Raw genomic sequence first — 16,814 nt, forward strand, 5'->3', positions numbered from 1 at the left:
TCTACGGGTGCGCTTGCCTGAACGCCTCGACGAAGCGCGGCGCGGCCTCGGCGACGGCGGCGAGCGAATACCCGCCTTCCTGGACGATCACCGTCGGCAGGCCGAGCCCGCCGAGGATGCGGCCGACCTCGCTGTAGGCCTCGCTGGTGACGGCAAGCTTCGACAGCGGATCGTCGCGGTGCGCGTCCCAGCCGGCCGAGATCACCAACGCCTCTGCGCCGAAGCTCTTCACCCGGGCTGCCAGCGCTTCCACGGCGGCGAGGAACTCGGCGTCGGCGGATCCCTGCGCCAGCGGCACGTTGAGGTTGAAGCCCTCGCCTTCGCCGGCGCCGGTCTCGTCGGCATAGCCGGCGAAATGCGGGTAGTAGGCGGTCGGATCAGTGTGGGTCGAGGCCACCAGCACGTCACTGCGGCGGTAGAAGATCGCCTGCGTCCCGTCGCCGTGGTGGGTGTCGAAGTCGAGAATGGCGACGCGGGAAAACCGCTGGCGCAGGTGCTCGGCGGCGATCGCGGCATTGTTGAGGAAGCAGAAGCCGTTGGCCCGGTCGGCATAGGCGTGGTGGCCGGGCGGGCGGCAGAGCGCAAAGCTTGCCGCCGCCCCCGCGCGCACGCTCTCGGCCGCGCTCGCCGCCGTCTGCGCCGAGGCATAGGCGGCCCGCCAGGTCCCCTCCATCATGGCGCAGGAGAGATCGCCGATGTACCAGCCGGTCCGCCCGAGAATGCCGGTGGTGCGGGGTTTTCCGCGCGGCGCGAAGTCAGGCCCGGAGGAGACGTAGGGGTGGACGTTCGGAAACACCTCCGGTCCGGCATTCGGCAGCTGCTGGAACAGCGCGAAGGCTTCCTGGAGATAGGCGACGTAGTGGTCGGCATGCACCTTCAGGATCGGCCCGAGGCCATGGTCGGCGGGCGTCTCGTGGATGAGGCCGAGCTTGGCAAGCCCCTCGACCAGCGTCGCCGCCCGGTCGGGGTTCTCCAACGGCCGGATGAACTTGCCGTGCACGCCGTATTGGGTGGGGCGGTGGTCGGCCTGGGCGGGATCGAAGAAGAGCTGCATGGGGCGTCCTGCGGGTGGGGAGAAATGCTCGGGGGAGCCTAGGCGAGGCTCGGCGCTTCGTCATCCCGGTGGGTTCGATCGTCTGGGTGTGTCTGCGTCTGCGTGTGCGTCGTCGCCGCCTTGCGGTGCAGCCTGTCCAGCTCTGGTATCCCTCGACGTTCGTCATCCCGGACTTGATCCGGGATCCATTCCAAACCACCGGGTATGACTGCTTGGGTGGACATTCCTGTTTCAACAACGCCCCGTTCTGATAGGGAGAGCGGCGCGAGCGCTGAGGAATGGATCCCGGATCAAGTCCGGGATGACGAAACTGACGGGTGAGCGCCCGTCGAACGAGCGCCCTTCTTTCATCCGCCCCGGCGCTCTTACTCCGCCCGCTTGATCCCGTTCAGCTCGGCCACGATGTCCGACAGCATCGGCACGAAATCGTCGCCTCTGCCAATCGCTTCGGCGGTGGCGAAGCTGTTCTTGACAGCGCTGGCGACATGGCTGGCGATGCCGGCTTCGTTCGCCATGGAGACGAGGTAGCGGGTGTCCTTGTGGGCGTTCTTCAAGGTGAACTTGTGCGCGTCGCGGTCGCGGCCGACGACGTACTGCATGAAGGTCTGGTAGAAGCCGCAGTCCATCCGGCCGCCGGAGAGGACGCCGTGGAAGGTTTCGGCGGAGATGTCGGCCTTGGCGCCGATCGCCAAAGCTTCCGCGTAGAGCGCGGCGTAGCCGAGCGAGACGAAGTTGTTGAGAAGCTTCATCGTGTGGCCGGAGCCGGGCCCGCCGGTGTGGACGATCTTGCCCGACCAGGTCTCGATCAGCGGCTTCACCGTCTCAAACATTTCGGGCGTCGCGCCGACCATGGTGTCGAGCGTGCCGGCCATGGCCTCCTTCGGCGTGCGGCCGAGCGGCGCGTCGATGAGTGTCACGCCCTTCTCGGCGCAGAGCTCGAACAGGCGCCGGGTCGAGACCGGGTTCGAGGTCGAGCTGTCGAGGATGATCAGGCCGGGCTTCGGGTCGGTGAGCAGGCCGCCGGCGCCGGCGATGACCGCCTCGACCTGGTCGGAGCCGGGCAGGCACAGCACCACCCGGTCCGAGGTCGCGCCGATGGCGGCGATGTCGGCGTTCTCCGTGGCGCCGCGCGCGATGAGATCCTCGATCGCCTCGCGCTTGGTGTTGGCCTTCGCCTGCAGGGCAAAACCCTTCTCGACGATGTTCTTCGCCATGCCGTGGCCCATGAAACCGAGCCCGATGAAACCGATCGTGGTCATGAGATGTGCTTTCTGGCTGGAAGCGCCATCGACGCTTCGAAGAGGAAGACGAAGCGCAATCAGCGCTTCAGGAGGCGGATGGCTTCGCCGACGATGCCACGCCGGAAGACGAGGACGCAGAGGACGAAGATGATGCCGATCAAGACGGTCACGGGGAAGCCGACCGCGGCAAGATAATTCTGCAGGAGGATGACGAGACCGGCGCCGACGGCCGGGCCGAGCATGGTGCCCATGCCGCCGAGCAGCGTCATCAGGATGACTTCGCCCGACATCTGCCACTGCACGTCGGTGAGCGTCGCGATCTGCGTCACCAGGGCCTTGGTCGAGCCGGCGGTACCGGCGAGCGCCGCCGACATCACGAAGGCGCCGAGCTTGTAGCGGTGGACGCGGTAGCCGAGCGAGACCGCGCGGTTCTCGTTCTCACGGATCGCCTGCAGGATGTGGCCGAATGGCGAGTGGACGATGCGCCAGACCGCGCCGAAGCCGGCGAGGAAGATGGCGAGGACGAAGAAGTACATGGCGAGCGGCTGGTTGAGGTCGATGACGCCCAGCAGCAGCCCCCGCGGAATGTTCTGGATGCCGTCCTCGCCATGGGTGAAGGGCGTCTGCAGGAAGATGAAGGCGATCATCTGCGACAGCGCCAGCGTGATCATCGCGAAGTAGATGCCTTGCCGGCGGATGGCCAGCAGCCCGATGACGAGCCCGATGCCGGCCGCGCCCAGGGTGCCCAAGAGGATCGCCGACAGCGGCTCGAAACCCCATTCCTTCACCGCATGGGCGGTGAAATAGGCGGCGCCGCCGAAGAAGGCGGCGTGGCCGAAGGAGAGGAGGCCGGCATAGCCGATGAGGAGGTTGAAGGCGCAGGCGAAGAGCGCGAAGCAGAGCACGCTCATCAGGAAGACGGGGTAGACGAGGAAAGGCGCGGCGACGAGCCCGACCAGCGCCAGCAAGGCGATGGCAAGGCCGATACGGCCGAGCGGCCGCTGGCCGGCACGGCGGGACGGGGGCGTCGCGGGGACGGCCGGGGCGGTTTCGGCAGCGGACATCTAGGCTTCCCGTCCGAACAGGCCGGCAGGCCGGGCGATCAGCACCACGGCCATGACGACGAAGATGACGATGTTCGAAGCCTCGGGGTAGAACACCTTGGTGAGCCCCTCCAAGAGGCCGAGGAGGTAGCCGGTGACGATGGCGCCCATGATCGAGCCCATGCCGCCGACCACCACCACGGCGAAGACGACGATGATGAGGTTCGTCCCCATCAGCGGGCTGACCTGGTAGATCGGCGCCGCCAGAACGCCGGCGATGGCGGCAAGGCCCGCCCCGAGCGCGTAGGTCAGCGTCAGCAGCAGCGGCACGTTGACGCCGAAGGCCTGTACCAGCGGGGCGTTTTCGGTGGCGGCGCGGAGATAGGCGCCGAGCCGGGTCTTCTCGATCAGGAACCACGTCGACAGGCAGATCACCAGCGAGGCGAGGATGACGAAGCCGCGATAGTTCGGCAGGAACATGAAGCCAAGATTGGTGCCGCCGGCAAGCAGCGCCGGGGCGGCATAGGGCTGGCCGGCGGCGCCGAACTGCCAGCGGAACAGGCCCTCGAGGATCAGCGCCAGCCCGAAAGTGAAGAGCAGGCCGTAGAGCGGGTCGAGCCCGTAGAGCCGCGACAGCATGGTCCGCTCGATGACGCCCGAGATCACCGCGACGATCACCGGTGCGACGACCAGCGCCGGCCAGAATCCGATGCCGCCATGGTGCAGCAGCAGGTAGGCGGTGAACGCGCCGAGCATGTACTGCGCGCCATGGGCGAAGTTGATCACCCTGAGCAGCCCGAAGATGACGGCAAGGCCAAGGCTCAGCAGCGCGTAGAACGAGCCGTTGATCAGCCCGACCAGCAATTGCCCGGCAAGCGCCGGGAGCGGGACCCCGAAGATCATGGTCATCGCGTCACACCCCCACGACCTGGCGCAGCCGGTCCATCTTGGCGTCGAGCTCGGCGGTCGCGAAGCTTTCGAGGATGTGGCCGTCCTCCATCAGGAAGAAGCGGTCGGCGACCTTGCGGGCGAAGCGGAAATTCTGCTCGACGAGGAGCAGCGTCATCCCCTTGGCCTTCAGCTGCACCAGCACGTCGCCAATGCGCTGGACGATCACCGGGGCGAGGCCCTCCGTCGGCTCGTCGAGGAGGATGACGCGCGCGCCGGTGCGCAGGATCCGGGCGATCGCCAGCATCTGCTGCTCGCCGCCGGAGAGCTTCGTGCCAGGCGAGGCGCGTCGTTCGGCAAGGTTCGGGAAGAGCGTATAGATCTCCTCGACCGACAGGCCGCCCTCGGCGACCTTCGGCGGCAGCATCAGATTTTCCTCGACCGAGAGGCTGGCGAAGATGCCGCGCTCCTCCGGCACGTAGCCGATGCCGGCATGCGCGGTGCGGTGCAGCGGCACCTTCGTCATGTCGCGGCCGGCCATGCGGATGGTGCCGCGGCGCTTGGACAGGAGCCCCATGATGGCGCGCAGCGTCGTCGTCTTGCCGGCGCCATTGCGGCCGACGAGGGTGATGGTCTCGCCCTCGAAGAGATCGAGCGACACGCCGTGCAGCACATGGCTCTCGCCGTACCAGGCGTCGAGATCGCGCACTTCCAGGAGCGGCTGGCGGGTGACCGGCGAGGCGGAGACGGCGGCGCTATTCATGCTCGGTCCCGAGATAGGCTTCGCGGACGCGCGGGTCGGCGCTGACCTCGGCATAGGTCCCTTGCGACAGGATTTCGCCGCGCGCGAGCACCGTGACGTGGTCGCAGAGGTCGGCGACGACGTTGAGGTTGTGCTCAACCATCAGCACCGTGCGCCCCTTGGCGATGCGCCGGATGAGGGCGGAGATGCGGCCGATGTCCTCGGCGCCCATGCCGGCCATCGGCTCGTCGAACAGCATCATCGGCGGGTCGAGGGCGAGCGTGGTGGCGATCTCCAGCGCGCGCTTGCGGCCATAGGAGAGCTCGACCGCCGGAAGGTCGGCGCTGTCGGCCAGGTTGACCGCTTCGAGCAGCTCCATCGCCCGCTCGTCGAGCCGGCGCAGCACGCGGTTGGAGCGCCAGAACTGGGTGGCGAGGCCCTCTGGCCGCTGCAGCGCGACGCGGACATTGTCGAGCACGGTGAGGTTCGGGAAGACCGCCGAGATCTGGAACGAGCGCACCAGCCCGAGCCGCGCCACCTCGGCGGGTGCGAGCCTCGTGATGTCGCGGCCGGCGAAAATGATGGTGCCCGACGTCGGCGCGAAGAACTTGGTGAGGAGGTTGAACACCGTCGTCTTGCCGGCGCCGTTCGGGCCGATCAGCGCGTGGATGGTGCCCTCGTGGATGTCGAGGTCGACGTCGCGCACGGCGTTGAAGCCGAAGAACTGCTTGGTCAGCCCGCGCGCCGACAGGATCGCCCCGCCGGACGGGGCGGGGCGGGAGACCGGGGCTGCAGCAGAGGTCATCGCGCGGCCGTCTATTTCGGGAAGCTCGCGGTGTCGCAGCCGGCCTTGTCCACCGGCAAATACGCCTCCGAACCCGGCACGACGGAGACCTGCTTGAAATAGTCCCAGGGCTTGGTCGAGTCCGCCGGCGCCTTCACCTGGAAGAGGTACATGTCGTAGACCATGCGGCCATTGGCCTGGACGGTGCCTTTCTTGGCAAAAACGTCCTCGACCGGCATCTCGTGCAGCTTGGCCGCGACCGGCTTGGTGGCGTCGGTCTTCGCCGCGTCCACCGCCTTCAGATACTGCAGCACCGCTGAGTACGTGCCGACCTGGATGGTGTTCGGCATGCGCTGGGTGCGCTTCATGAATTTTTCGGCGAAGGCGCGGTTCTCGTCGCTCTGGTCCCAGTACCAGCCCTCGGTGAGGTTGATGCCCTGCGCCGCCTCTAGCCCGAGGCCGTTCACCTCGGCGACGGTGAAGAGCAGCGCCGCCAGCTGCTGGCCGCCCTGCACGATGCCGAACTCGGCCGCCTGCTTGATGGCGTTGGCGGTGTCGAGCCCGGCATTGGCGAAGCCGATCACTTTCGCGCCGGAGCTCTGCGCCTGCAGCAGGAAGGAGGAGAAGTCGGTGGAGGAGAGGGGATGGCGCACCGAGCCGAGGATGGTGCCGCCATTCGCCTTGACGAAATCTCCGGTCTGCTGCTCCAGCGAATAGCCGAAAGCGTAGTCGGCGGTGAGGAAGAACCAGCTGTCGCCGCCGGCCTTGACCAGCGCGCCGCCCGTGCCGACGGCCAGCGCATGGGTGTCGTAGGCCCAGTGGAAACCGTAGGGGCTGCACTGCTTGCCGGTGAGCTCGGTCGTCGCCGCGCCGGTGACGATGTCGATCTTCTCCTTCTCCTTCGAAACGCCTTGCACGGCGAGGGCGACGGAGGAGGTGGTCAGCTCCATGATGGCGTCGACATTCTGCACGTCGTACCATTCGCGGGCGATGTTGGAAGCGATGTCGGCCTTGTTCTGGTGGTCGGCGTCGATGATCTCGATCGGCTTGCCGAGAACGGTGCCGCCGAAATCCTCGACCGCCATCTTCGCCGCCTCGACCGACCATTTGCCGCCGAAATCGGCGTAGACGCCCGACTGGTCGTTGAGGATGCCGATCTTCACGACGTCGTTCGAGACCGCTTGCGCCGAAGCGCCGACGGGGCCGAGAGCAAGCGCTGCGACGGTCGCGGCGAGCATGGCGGTGTGGTGGCGCATATCGATCCTCCCAGATCCCTCTGGCCGGCGTGAGGTTTTCCTCTTCCGCCTGGCCCGCATTCCCCCGGGATTTGGGCCGGTGCGGCAAAACCTGTCAAGGCGGGACGGCACGATAGGCCGTGGGATCATCCGAAAGGACTAGCCGCCCCCAAGCGGTGCCGGCATCCCTTCCGGCGCGGGGCGATGCGGCGGATGACGGCGGCTCCTGTGAGACCGGCGGAAACGCCCGTTCAACATCCAGCCGGAGCGCTTGTCGCACGGGGCGCCGGGCATTGGCGGGGGCGGTACCGCCTCGGTCCAGGCGATCGCCCGGCGCACCGCGATGTGCCGGTTGAGGTCGTAGCCGGGGCTTGCGGCGCGGGCGAGCCGGGCAAGGCGCGTCGCCTCGGCCGCCAGCCGCTGCCGCAGCGTTTCCCGCAACGCCGGCGGCAGCCGCGCGGCGTCCGGGCTGGCGGCGATGGCGTCGAGGTCCTCAGCTGCAAAGCCCAGCCGGGCGCAGAGGAACCGCAGCTCGAACCCTTTGGTCTCCGACTGGAGACGCGCCCGCAGCGCGACCCGGTGCGCCAGGACGGCCGCCCGGAGTGCCGCTTCCATCTTCTCGATCTCGTCCATGCTGTCCTCGCCGGTGGTGGTCGGACGAGCATGCACCGGTGGGGAGGGGTGGAGGAAAACTATCCTTGCATCTTATTGGGGCGTCGATCCTGAACGGCCGTATCATGGTAGTTAGGTGTGACCTGCAAAAATTGTAAAAGATATTATTCCTATATCGCCGGATTGGGTGCATGCTGCCTGGGATTCTCCAGGAGGTCCCATGTCGCACACCTTTCCCCGCCCGTCGGACGGCATCCGTCCGTCACGCCGCACCCCTCCGATATCGAACATTCGCCCCAAGGATGGCTGTCGTCCGTCCCCCGCGCCGTGCGGTCACGCCGTCTCGCCGGCGAGTGCTGGCGACGACGCCGTTGGCCGCCGCTGCGACCTCGCCCGGGCGGTCGCCGGGATGATGTTGCGGGTTCCCGCTGCGGCGCTCGCCGCGCCCGGCCGGTCGCAGCAGGAAATCTGCGCCGCGCGGCACGTCGGCATGTATCTCGCGCATGTCGTGTTCCAGCTGTCGCTTCGGGCCGTCGCCCGGGGGTTCGGGCGTCACCGCAGTTCGGTCGGCTATGCCGTGCGGCAGGTCGAGGCGCGGCGCGACGATGGCGGGTTCGATGCGCTTCTGACCCGGCACGAACGGCAAGCGGAAGCCCTGCGCGACCAGCTGGCGGGAGGCTTGCGTTGAGCCCGCGGCCGCCTGCCGCTCCCGGCTTCAACGCCGATGAATCGCCGCTCGCCCGGCTCGCCACCCGGCGCGGCAAGGACGGGGCCCCGTTTCTCGGCGCGGCGGAAGCGATGGCGGGGGAGCGGTTGCGGGTGGATTTTACCCGCGCCGGCCTGACCCCGAGCGTCACCCAGCGCTGGTCGCTGACGCCGCGCGCCTCCGGGACCGCAGGCGGCGCGGGCGATCTCTCCGACAGCGCGCTCGACGCCAAGGCGCGCGTCTTCCAAGCGCTCGATGCGGTTGGGCCGGAGCTTGCCGGCGTCGTCCTCGACGTCTGCTGTTTCCTGAAGGGCCTGGAACTGGTCGAGCGGGAACGGCAGTGGCCGGCGCGGTCCGCCAAGCTCCTCCTGAAGGCCGGGCTCGGCGCGCTGTCGCGGCATTACGGCTATGCCGCCGAGGCCGGAGGATCCGGCGAGGGCAAGATCAGGCGCTGGGGGTCGGCGGACTACCGCCCGACGGTCGGCGGCGGCTGAGGCCGGGCGGACTTCGCGTCGGCCGGTGTGCGGCTCAGGCCGGGCTCATCGCCTTCCGCGCGTCTTCCTTGATCCGGCCGACCATCGAGCGCAGGCCGTTGGAGCGCTGCGGCGTCAGATGTTCCTGCAGCCCGAGCTTGGCGAAGCGGGCCTCGGCGTCGATGGCGAGGATGTCGGGCGCGGTCTGGCCGGAGAACAGCGCCAGCGTGATGGCGACGAGGCCGCGCACGATATGCGCGTCGGACTCGCCCTTGAAGGTCAGCCGCGGCGGTGTCGTCGCCTCGGTCTCGCTGGTCAGCCAGACCTGGCTGACGCAGCCCGGCACCTTGCTCTGGTCGTTGCGGGTTGCCTCGGGCATGTCCGGCAGCTGGCGGCCGAGCTCGATGAGATAGCGGTAGCGGTCTTCCCAGTCGTCGAGAAGTTCGAAATCCGCCTCGATGTCGTCGATGCTGTTCATGCCGTGTCCGCCACTGAAGGTGCTCCGGCGGATATAGGCGGTTCCGCCCGGCTTGTCAGGGGTCAGACCCGCGGGGCCGGGGTCGGGATGGCCGGGATGACGGCGTGGTGCGGCCGGGCACCGATGGCGGGCGCGGGCGTCTCGGCGATCGCGGCGGCGGCATCGATGTCCGCCTCTGCCGTCATCCGCTTCGGCGGCATGTAGGGCAGCGGGCCTTTCGGCGCGGCAGCCTCGGCGGGGATCGCCGGCAGCGCGGCGCCGGGCACGGCGCCGGTGTTCACCGGATCGGTCGGCAAGGTGGCGGCGACCATCGGGGCGTCGCGCCCCTCGACCTTCTCCTGCACCAGGCTGTAGGCGAAAGCCGCACCGTCGGTGATCCGCTCGCCGGCGAAGACCGCCAGCTCCCTTCCGGTGTCGCAGGCCTGCGGTGCACGGTCGCAGAAGCCGGTGAGGTCGGCGATCGCCTGCTGGGCGCCGACGAAGGCGCCGAGCATCGAGATATTGGCTTCCTTCGGCGCGCCGCCGAACGGCATGAAGAAGGCGATCAGCCCGAGAAAGAACGCCGCCTTCAAGATGAACCGCATCGGTGTGCCCCTTTCCCCGAGCCGTCCGCCGGCGCCTTGCCGGGGATCGTCCGGCCCGCAAAAGCCGTCTGTCTGCCCTGTGAAACGGACCATGCCAGAGCCCACGCGAAAGCGGCGTTCAAAACGGTGGACGAATTTGATTCAAATGCGAGGGATTTCGAGGATCGCGGCAAAAGGGAAAGCTCGAAACGCATTTGAGTCAAAGGCTTGGCGTTTCGAAGGGCGTCTTTAGACCGCGTTAACCATGATTGCACTTGGCGCTTGATGGCCTTGTCGAGGGCCGCGCTGCGGGGTTTGGGCGGGCGGCAATCGGCAAGCGCTTATGCCTTCCTTAAACCGTTCGGGGCCATGATCGTTTCAACCGGGGAGGGCGCCTCGACTCACGTGGAGTCGGAAACCCGGCCCGGCATCGAAGCGGACGCGGGTTGTGAATGACTGGATTGAACGGGGCAGACAGCAGGGGGACGGCCAAGCGTGCCGGGTCTCTCGCAAAAGTTCTCCTCGGGCGTTTCGAGGGCCTCGTCGCGCCCGCCATCCTGGAGGCTGACGCGCGCCGCACGCAGGCCAAGGCCATCGGCGCGCTGGTCGCAGCCGGGCTCGCCGCCGCCTTGCTGTCGCCCTTTGCAAGTCTTGCCGAACTCGGCACCCGCGGCGTCGTGCTGCCGATCATCGTCGCCGGCCTTTGCCTTGCGCTCGCCGGGCTCCTTGCCTCGACAGGTCGCCTCGGTCTCGTCCTCTCCTGCGCCATCACGAGCCTTGCCGTGCTGCTCGGCCTTGTCGCCGGCCTCGGCGCGGGGCTTGCCTCGCCCCTGCTCTGGCTGCTGCTGCTGGCCCCGGTCGAGGCGCTGGTCGCCGGACGCCGCTCGCTGGCAGGCTTTGCCGGCGGCATGGCGTGCCTGACCCTTGGCGGTGTCGCGCTGGCCGAGTGGAGCGGCGCGATCGCCGGGGCGGGCTTTGCCGCCGAAGCCCCGCTCGCCGTCGTCCTCGGCCTCGCCTTCACCGGCCTGCAGACGCTCCGCCTCGCCAGGACCCGCAGCGCCGGCCAGAGGGTGCGCGCGCTGGAATCGGCCGAGACCGTGCTGATCGAGAACGCTCTGTCGGATGCGGTGCTTCGCTTTGCCGCCGACGGCCGTCTGGTCTCTGCCTCGAAGGCGGCGGAAAGCCTCTTCGGCGGCAGCCCGCTCGACGATGCCACGATCTTCCAGCAGCTGCACGTCACCGACCGCGTGCGCTACCTGAAGGCCTTCGGCGACATCAAGGCGGGTGCCGACACGGTCTGCACCGAGCTGCGGCTGCAGCGTGCGACCGGCGGCGGGTTTTCCGACATCGTCATGAAGCTGATCGCGCTGCGCGAGGCCGGTGCGCTGCAGGCGGTGCTGTGCCTGGCGCGCGACGTCACCGCCGACCGGCTGCGCACCGCCGAACTCAGCGACGCCCTGGCGCTGGCCAAGAAGAGCTCGGACGCCAAGAGCCAGTTCCTCGCCTCGGTCAGCCACGAGCTGCGCACGCCGCTCAACGCCATCATCGGCTTCTCCGACGTGCTCGACCAGGAGTTCTTTGGCAGCTTCGAAAACCCGCGGCAGAAGGAATATGTCGGTCTGATCCGCCAGTCTGGCGAGCACCTGCTCTCGGTGGTCAACAGCCTCCTCGACATCTCCAAGATCGAGGCCGGCCGTTACGAACTGCACCTCGAGCCTTTCGGCATCGAACCCGCGCTGAAGGCGGCTGTCGACCTGATGCGGCCGGAAGCCGAACGCAAGGGCCTGCGCTTCGACGTCAGGCTGGGATCGGGCGCGGCCGAGATGGTCGCCGATCCCCGTGCCTGCCACCAGATCCTCCTCAACCTCCTGTCGAACGCGGTGAAGTTTACCGACAGCGGCAGCATCGCGCTCGAGGCGGAGCGGCGCGACGGCGCGCTCCTCATCCGCGTCTCCGATACCGGCATCGGCATTGCCGACGCCGACATCCCGCGCCTCGGCCAGCCTTTCGTCCAGGCCTCCACCGGCCCGGCGCGGCGCTACCAGGGCACGGGTCTCGGCCTGTCGCTGGTGAAGGCGCTGAGCGAGCTGCACGGCGGGTCGATGGAGATCGCCAGTGCGCTCGGCCGCGGCACCACCGTCAGCGTCCGGATTCCGCTCGACTGTCCCGCCCGAATCGCAGAACTACAGACCTCCAACGACAAGATCGTAGCGCTCACCGATGCCCGCAAAAAAAGCCCAACCACCGCGCAGGACAACCGGCAGACGCGTCGTTCGGCCTAGCGTCTCGGCGCGGCTGATCGGCGGCTCGACCGCGCTCCTCGGCAAGATCGGTGCCCCGATCGCGGCCCGTCCCGTGCTGTCGGGCGGCATTGCCGGGGTCGTCGTGCTGTTCGCCTTCGTGGCCGGCAACGCGTTCTATTCGCAGCCGAGCCGCCACCCGCGGCCGATGATGGCGACGCGCGGCGGCCCGCTCGACATGGCGCCGCTGGTCACCAGCGATGCCGGTGTGGACGAGAGCCTGATGGCGGTGCCGCTGGTGCTGGAGGTGCAGAACCTCCTTGCGCGGACGGGGCACTATAGCGCCGCGCTCGACGGCAAGCCGGGCAAGGCGACCACCGCGGCGATCAAGGCCTTCCAGACGGAATACGCCTTGCGGGTCGACGGCGAGCCCTCGACGCAGCTCCTGCGGCAGATCGAGGCGCACATGCGGGTCGCCGACGCCGAGGCGCCGGCGGGCGCCGTGCCGGTCGCCCAGCCAGCGCCCGAGCGCTATGCCAGCAACACCGCCGCGACCGCGAACGACGGCGAGGCGCGCGATCCCGGCACCACCGGCTCGCTGCCGGAGCGCGAGCTGGTGCGTCGGATCCAGAGCGGCCTGACCCATGCCGACGTCGCCAAGCTCGATGCCGACGGCATTCTCGGCGAACGGACGCGTGAGGCAATCCGCACCTTCGAGGCGCTGGAGGGGCTCGAGGTCACCGGCCATCCCGACAAGCGCATCCTCGAGCGGCTGGTCTCCATTGGCGCGGTGCAGTAGAGCGGGATCCTGAGGCCGGCGACGCCGGCACCGCAGGAGTGACCGCATGCGCGTGACCAGCGACCTCTTCGTCTCGCAGCTGCTGCGGCGGGTGTTTGCCGATGGCGGCTTTGCCGCGGTCGAGCGCCGGGGCGCCGAGGCGGCCGGGGCGATCTACATCATCGCCCGGAACCGGGACGGCTCGATCCGCCTGTTCGGTCCGGCCGTCCAGACGATGTCTTCCGGCAGCGGCGACCGCAGCTTCATGACCGAGGCCGTGACCGACGACGCGGCGCTGACCCGCCGCTTCGAGCAGGAGGCGCGGTTCGATCCGGACTTCTGGGTGGTGGAGATCGAGACGGCAGCGCCCGAAACCTATCTCGAGATCATCGATCCCGACGCGGTGCAGGGATAGGGGCAGGGATAGGGGGAAGAGCCTGTGTCCAGGCAACGAAACTACTGATGGGCAGCCCATAGACACACGCGTTCGGCCCGTGAAACCTTCCCGCAAGCCTTCATGCGGAAACCGCGCCATGTTCAGCCTTCGGGATCGCAAATCACCACGAGAGGAAACGGCTAAGCTGACGGCGGTCTATGTGAACGGCCTGGCGATCGGATTGACCATCGTCGGCGGTATCGGCCCCATCATGAACATCGTGGTGCCCAACGCGTCTGCGCTGTCGACGGCCAGCATTTTGCTGCTGATGCCAGTCAGTTGCATGGGCGGTAGCGTGGCGCTACATCTGTGTGCCAGAGCCTATCTCAAGCGGGAGCTCAGCCGATGACGCTCGATATGGCGGTCGCTTTCATAGGGCCTTTGGCCGTTGTCGTGACGGGCCTTGCCGTTCTCTATTTCACCAGTAGCCCGCGCCTGAAATAAGCCGCCCGAGCGCCATGCGTCCGGAAGCACGCGCCAAGGACGCTCTAGTCTGTGGCTCAAGTGTCCTGCTGAAATCTCGATGAGACGTCGCGGCGAGCTCGGTCTTCGGCAGCAGCGCTTCCACAGTGTTTTCTCGCCTATCGAGAACCTTAGGCCCTTTTGCTGCCCTTGTCGGTCTCGCCGGGGCGGCTGGCGCGGCGGCCGAAGATCGGGCGGGGGGCCTGGCGCTCGAGCGGCTCGAGATCCTGGTATTGCGGCTCGAGGCTGGGGGCGGCGACGGTCTGGCGGCGCAGTGCAGCGCCGGTCAGAGAGGCGCAGTCCTCGACCTTCAGCGCGCGGTAATACTTGGTCATCCGGCCGAAAGCCTCGACGTCGAGACCGATGCGCGGCTTCATCATCATCAGGATGGTAAGCGCGTCGGCAGCCCCGGCGTTCATCGCCTTCAGCGCCACTGCGAGCCGGTCGCCGGTCTCGTCCTCGACGATCTTCCCCAGCATGTCCATCGGCAGCATCAGCTTGCGGCGGAGGCCAGTGTAGAAGCGGTCGGCGTCCTGCTGCACCGCGAGGGCGACGAGGTCCTCGAGCTTCGGGGCGGGATCGGCGGTCGGTCCGGCCTGGCGGCCGGCGAGCGCCAGGCGCCGCAGCGTCTCGCGCACCAGATCGGCGCGGGTGGCGGAGGGTGCGGGCGGCGTTGCGACCGGCGCGCTGCGGGCGCGCAGCAGCGGCGGGGCCGGCGTCGCCTCGACGGGCGGCGCGGGACGGGGGGAGGGTGCCGCGGATGGCGCGGCCGCTGCCGGGTGCACGGCAGCCGACGTTGCCACTGGGGCGGCAGCCGACGTTGCCACCGTGGCGGCTTTCGCGGCGACGGGCACCGGGGCGGCGGTTGTGGCGTTGGCTGCCGGCTCGTCGGCGACCGGCTCGGTCATGAAGGCGGGCGCTGCCGGGGCGATCGGATTGCGGCCCTCGACGATCTTCTGCATGCGGGTGTCGGAACTTGCCCTGAGGACGTCGAGGTCGGCGGGCTCCAGCACCGGGCTGGACATCAGGAAGGGGGCGGAAATCTCGATGGGTTCGGCGACGAGACGGGCGACGATCGCCCGGGGAACGCGGCTGCTGTTGGACAGCGCGGCGGCCACGGAGCGACGGGTCTCGGGGGTGATCTTCGTCCACAGCGGATCGACGAGACGGCCGAAATCACGCACCTGCGTGTCGTTCGGCAGGCGCAGCGAGCCGTAGGAAGCCACGGCCGCACCGACGATCGTGTCAAAGCCGTCCCGTCCGGCGGTCTTTTCAAGATTGCGGAAGATGCGCGGGCTCTCGTCCTTCATGGGACTCCGGTGGGCTGGTCAGAACGTCAGATGCAAACAATTAGCTAAGATGTCTTAGCAAGCTGTTAAGCATGATCGCTTTCCCGAGGGTTTCGGCGCGATGACGGGACACCGGAAGGTTGGGGAACCATCGCAATTGCCTGGAGCCATGTGGCCTGGGAACTGCGCAAACACCCGGCCGGCAGCGGGTTGTGCGGAGGCGACGTAGCGTTAGCTCCGCGAAAGGTAGGCTGCTCATAGTCTGCCGGAGGTCAGAGGCTGACGAGCATTCGTCAGGGGCAGGCAAGGGTTCGTGGCAATGGCAACCGTACTTCGCTTTCCGGAGCGCCCGCCGATGGCGACCCCGTCACGCCGAGCCGGCGCGACCGCCGAGGTGGTGATCCTGCCGTGCATCCGCCGCGAGCCGATGACCGGCGGCGCCAAGGCGGCGGGTGACCTGCTCGAGCAGCTTCAAGCCTGATCCTGTCGCCGCGGGCGACCCGCCCGGAGGCAGACATTCCAACCCATTATTCGTCGCTCGGTGGCGGCACGGGATCGCAGGTGAGCGAACGGACGAAGGCGTCCACTTCCGGCCGCTTGCTCTCCTCGTCGACCAGGATGCGCAGCGTCAGATAGCCCTCGTCGATGTCGACGCCGACGGGGATGGCGGTCTCGTCGCGCTCGTCGGAGGTTCCCGCCTCTGTCAGCTGCTCGGGCGTCGCCACCAGGAGATTGAACTGGCCCTCGACGGCCGAGCGATCGTTGATCGAGTAGAGATTGTCACCCGAACGCGAATAGATCGAGGCCGACCAAAAATCGATCCGGCCGTTCGCGAGGAGCCGGACCGGACCCTCGGCCAGAGAGAAGCGGCAGGCGGCGGTGACGAAGCTCGGGTCGATGAAGGCGAAGTCGTGCACGCCGGGCTTGTCGGTGGAGGCCGCTGCCTCGCCACTCAGCGAGTCGATGCGGGCCACGAGGTTGATCTCGGCAATCCGCGCCAGCCGGCCCCAGGCGTTGTTCTCGGCGAGCTCCGGGATGGCGAAGATCGCCGCGATGTGGACCGCCGCCGCCCCGATGAGGCCGGCTATAAGGGCGAAGAGCACTCTAACCATCGAGGCAGTCTCCGCGCACGAGGCTCGGCATGTCGAGCTGGCCAAGGCCGCTCGAGGAACTGGCGGGGGTGTCGTAGAGCGTCAGCGCCAGCACATAGGCGCCGCGCCCGGTGACGGCGAGCCAGTTGCCGGGTTGCGCGACCGGGGAGATCGCGATGCCGACGCTGTTGTCCTCCGCCCGCATCAGGCCGCGCGAGCTCAGCCAGCCCGGACGGTTCTCGCCCGCCGGCACCAGCTGCCCGGCCGGCGCGAAGGCGGCGAGCGTCCAGATGCGGGCGGGCGGCGTCTGGCCGGCCAGGACATAGCTGCATTCGCGCCTAAGCACCTCGCCGCCGCTGTCGCGCGTGGCGCGGAACAGGATGCCCTCGCCGATGCCGAGCGTCAGGTTGCCGATGCGGGCGAGGCGGGCCTTGGAATAGGGATCTGCATCGACCGAGCCGGCGAGCGGGTTGGCGCGCCACGGGCCGACCTCGACGGCGCCGAAATCGGCGGCTTCCCCCAGCGCCCAGTTGGCGCTCCAGGTGCCGAGGCCGAGGGCGATCGCGATCGACACGGCGAGAAGGATCAGGAAGCGCATACGGTCTCGTTCCAGGGCGGGCCGATGCGGCTCATTTCACTTCCCGCCGCCGCTGGCAAGCCCGAAGCCGCCAGCCGGAGCGCCGCGGCGCCGGCGGGGTG

The 16,814-nt window shown here is 68.4% G+C and carries 20 protein-coding genes; 7 read left to right on the plus strand and 13 right to left on the minus strand.

The features are described from left to right. Position 1 precedes the first annotated feature (1 nt). The 8 genes from ACZL02_RS03180 to ACZL02_RS03215 form a co-directional block, all read right to left on the minus strand. Complete coding sequence (locus ACZL02_RS03180; RefSeq protein WP_472938728.1) at positions 2-1,054, minus strand: histone deacetylase family protein; 1,053 nt, start codon at positions 1,052-1,054, stop codon at positions 2-4. A 365-nt stretch (positions 1,055-1,419) separates the two neighbouring features. Further along, a complete protein-coding gene (locus tag ACZL02_RS03185; protein ID WP_472938729.1) occupies positions 1,420-2,313 on the minus strand; it encodes an NAD(P)-dependent oxidoreductase in 894 nt (297 codons plus the stop codon). Positions 2,314-2,372: 59 nt separating this feature from the next. Continuing rightward, positions 2,373-3,359 (minus strand): branched-chain amino acid ABC transporter permease, encoded by a 987-nt coding sequence (locus tag ACZL02_RS03190; RefSeq protein WP_472938730.1) that lies wholly within the window; start codon positions 3,357-3,359, stop codon positions 2,373-2,375. After that, positions 3,360-4,247, minus strand: a complete 888-nt coding sequence (locus ACZL02_RS03195) for a branched-chain amino acid ABC transporter permease (protein WP_472938731.1) — start codon at positions 4,245-4,247, stop codon at positions 3,360-3,362. Positions 4,248-4,251: 4 nt separating this feature from the next. Next, complete coding sequence (locus tag ACZL02_RS03200) at positions 4,252-4,989, minus strand: ABC transporter ATP-binding protein (RefSeq protein ID WP_472938732.1); 738 nt, start codon at positions 4,987-4,989, stop codon at positions 4,252-4,254. Further along, positions 4,982-5,773, minus strand: a complete 792-nt coding sequence (locus ACZL02_RS03205; RefSeq protein ID WP_472938733.1) for an ABC transporter ATP-binding protein — start codon at positions 5,771-5,773, stop codon at positions 4,982-4,984. The genes ACZL02_RS03200 and ACZL02_RS03205 overlap by 8 nt, the downstream gene beginning before the upstream one ends. A gap of 11 nt (positions 5,774-5,784) precedes the next feature. After that, a complete protein-coding gene (locus ACZL02_RS03210; protein ID WP_472938734.1) occupies positions 5,785-7,008 on the minus strand; it encodes an ABC transporter substrate-binding protein in 1,224 nt (407 codons plus the stop codon). Between the two features lie 138 nt (positions 7,009-7,146). Continuing rightward, positions 7,147-7,620: a hypothetical protein gene (locus ACZL02_RS03215; protein ID WP_472938735.1), complete on the minus strand. Its 474-nt coding sequence runs from the start codon at positions 7,618-7,620 to the stop codon at positions 7,147-7,149. A 199-nt stretch (positions 7,621-7,819) separates the two neighbouring features. Here ACZL02_RS03215 and ACZL02_RS03220 point away from each other — a divergent pair, with 199 nt between their 5' ends. After that, positions 7,820-8,287 (plus strand): helix-turn-helix domain-containing protein, encoded by a 468-nt coding sequence (locus ACZL02_RS03220; RefSeq protein WP_472938736.1) that lies wholly within the window; start codon positions 7,820-7,822, stop codon positions 8,285-8,287. Further along, on the plus strand, positions 8,284-8,799 hold the full coding sequence (locus ACZL02_RS03225) for a DUF6456 domain-containing protein (RefSeq protein ID WP_472938737.1): 516 nt from the start codon (positions 8,284-8,286) through the stop codon (positions 8,797-8,799). The genes ACZL02_RS03220 and ACZL02_RS03225 overlap by 4 nt, the downstream gene beginning before the upstream one ends. Before the next feature lie 34 nt (positions 8,800-8,833). Here ACZL02_RS03225 and ACZL02_RS03230 read toward each other — a convergent pair whose 3' ends face one another. Further along, entirely contained in the window at positions 8,834-9,256 is a 423-nt protein-coding gene (locus tag ACZL02_RS03230; RefSeq protein ID WP_472938738.1) for a SufE family protein, read from the minus strand. A gap of 62 nt (positions 9,257-9,318) precedes the next feature. Further along, entirely contained in the window at positions 9,319-9,840 is a 522-nt protein-coding gene (locus ACZL02_RS03235) for a DUF5330 domain-containing protein (protein WP_472938739.1), read from the minus strand. 431 nt (positions 9,841-10,271) lie between these two features. Here ACZL02_RS03235 and ACZL02_RS03240 point away from each other — a divergent pair, with 431 nt between their 5' ends. The 4 genes from ACZL02_RS03240 (at position 10,272) to ACZL02_RS03255 (ending at position 13,622) form a co-directional block, all read left to right on the plus strand. Beyond that, entirely contained in the window at positions 10,272-12,101 is a 1,830-nt protein-coding gene (locus tag ACZL02_RS03240; RefSeq protein ID WP_472938740.1) for a PAS domain-containing sensor histidine kinase, read from the plus strand. Next, positions 12,040-12,858 (plus strand): peptidoglycan-binding domain-containing protein, encoded by an 819-nt coding sequence (locus ACZL02_RS03245; protein WP_472938741.1) that lies wholly within the window; start codon positions 12,040-12,042, stop codon positions 12,856-12,858. Before ACZL02_RS03240 ends, ACZL02_RS03245 begins: the two co-directional genes overlap by 62 nt. Before the next feature lie 46 nt (positions 12,859-12,904). Continuing rightward, positions 12,905-13,252: a DUF1491 family protein gene (locus ACZL02_RS03250; RefSeq protein ID WP_472938742.1), complete on the plus strand. Its 348-nt coding sequence runs from the start codon at positions 12,905-12,907 to the stop codon at positions 13,250-13,252. A gap of 118 nt (positions 13,253-13,370) precedes the next feature. Then, the gene (locus tag ACZL02_RS03255; protein WP_472938743.1) at positions 13,371-13,622 is read left to right on the plus strand and encodes an amino acid transporter; all 252 of its coding nucleotides are present in this window, start codon (positions 13,371-13,373) and stop codon (positions 13,620-13,622) included. Between the two features lie 244 nt (positions 13,623-13,866). Here ACZL02_RS03255 and ACZL02_RS03260 read toward each other — a convergent pair whose 3' ends face one another. Continuing rightward, entirely contained in the window at positions 13,867-15,045 is a 1,179-nt protein-coding gene (locus tag ACZL02_RS03260) for a hypothetical protein (protein ID WP_472938744.1), read from the minus strand. Between the two features lie 298 nt (positions 15,046-15,343). Between ACZL02_RS03260 and ACZL02_RS03265 the strand changes: the two genes are divergently transcribed. Continuing rightward, the gene (locus ACZL02_RS03265) at positions 15,344-15,505 is read left to right on the plus strand and encodes a hypothetical protein (protein ID WP_472938745.1); all 162 of its coding nucleotides are present in this window, start codon (positions 15,344-15,346) and stop codon (positions 15,503-15,505) included. A gap of 46 nt (positions 15,506-15,551) precedes the next feature. Here ACZL02_RS03265 and ACZL02_RS03270 read toward each other — a convergent pair whose 3' ends face one another. Together ACZL02_RS03270 and ACZL02_RS03275 are read right to left on the minus strand one after the other, a co-directional pair. Continuing rightward, a complete protein-coding gene (locus ACZL02_RS03270; protein ID WP_472938746.1) occupies positions 15,552-16,136 on the minus strand; it encodes a DUF1254 domain-containing protein in 585 nt (194 codons plus the stop codon). Next, on the minus strand, positions 16,129-16,713 hold the full coding sequence (locus ACZL02_RS03275; RefSeq protein WP_472938747.1) for a DUF1214 domain-containing protein: 585 nt from the start codon (positions 16,711-16,713) through the stop codon (positions 16,129-16,131). Before ACZL02_RS03275 ends, ACZL02_RS03270 begins: the two co-directional genes overlap by 8 nt. Positions 16,714-16,814 lie beyond the last annotated feature (101 nt).

It is taken from the genome of Mesocryomonas fontinalis (assembly GCF_055730125.2).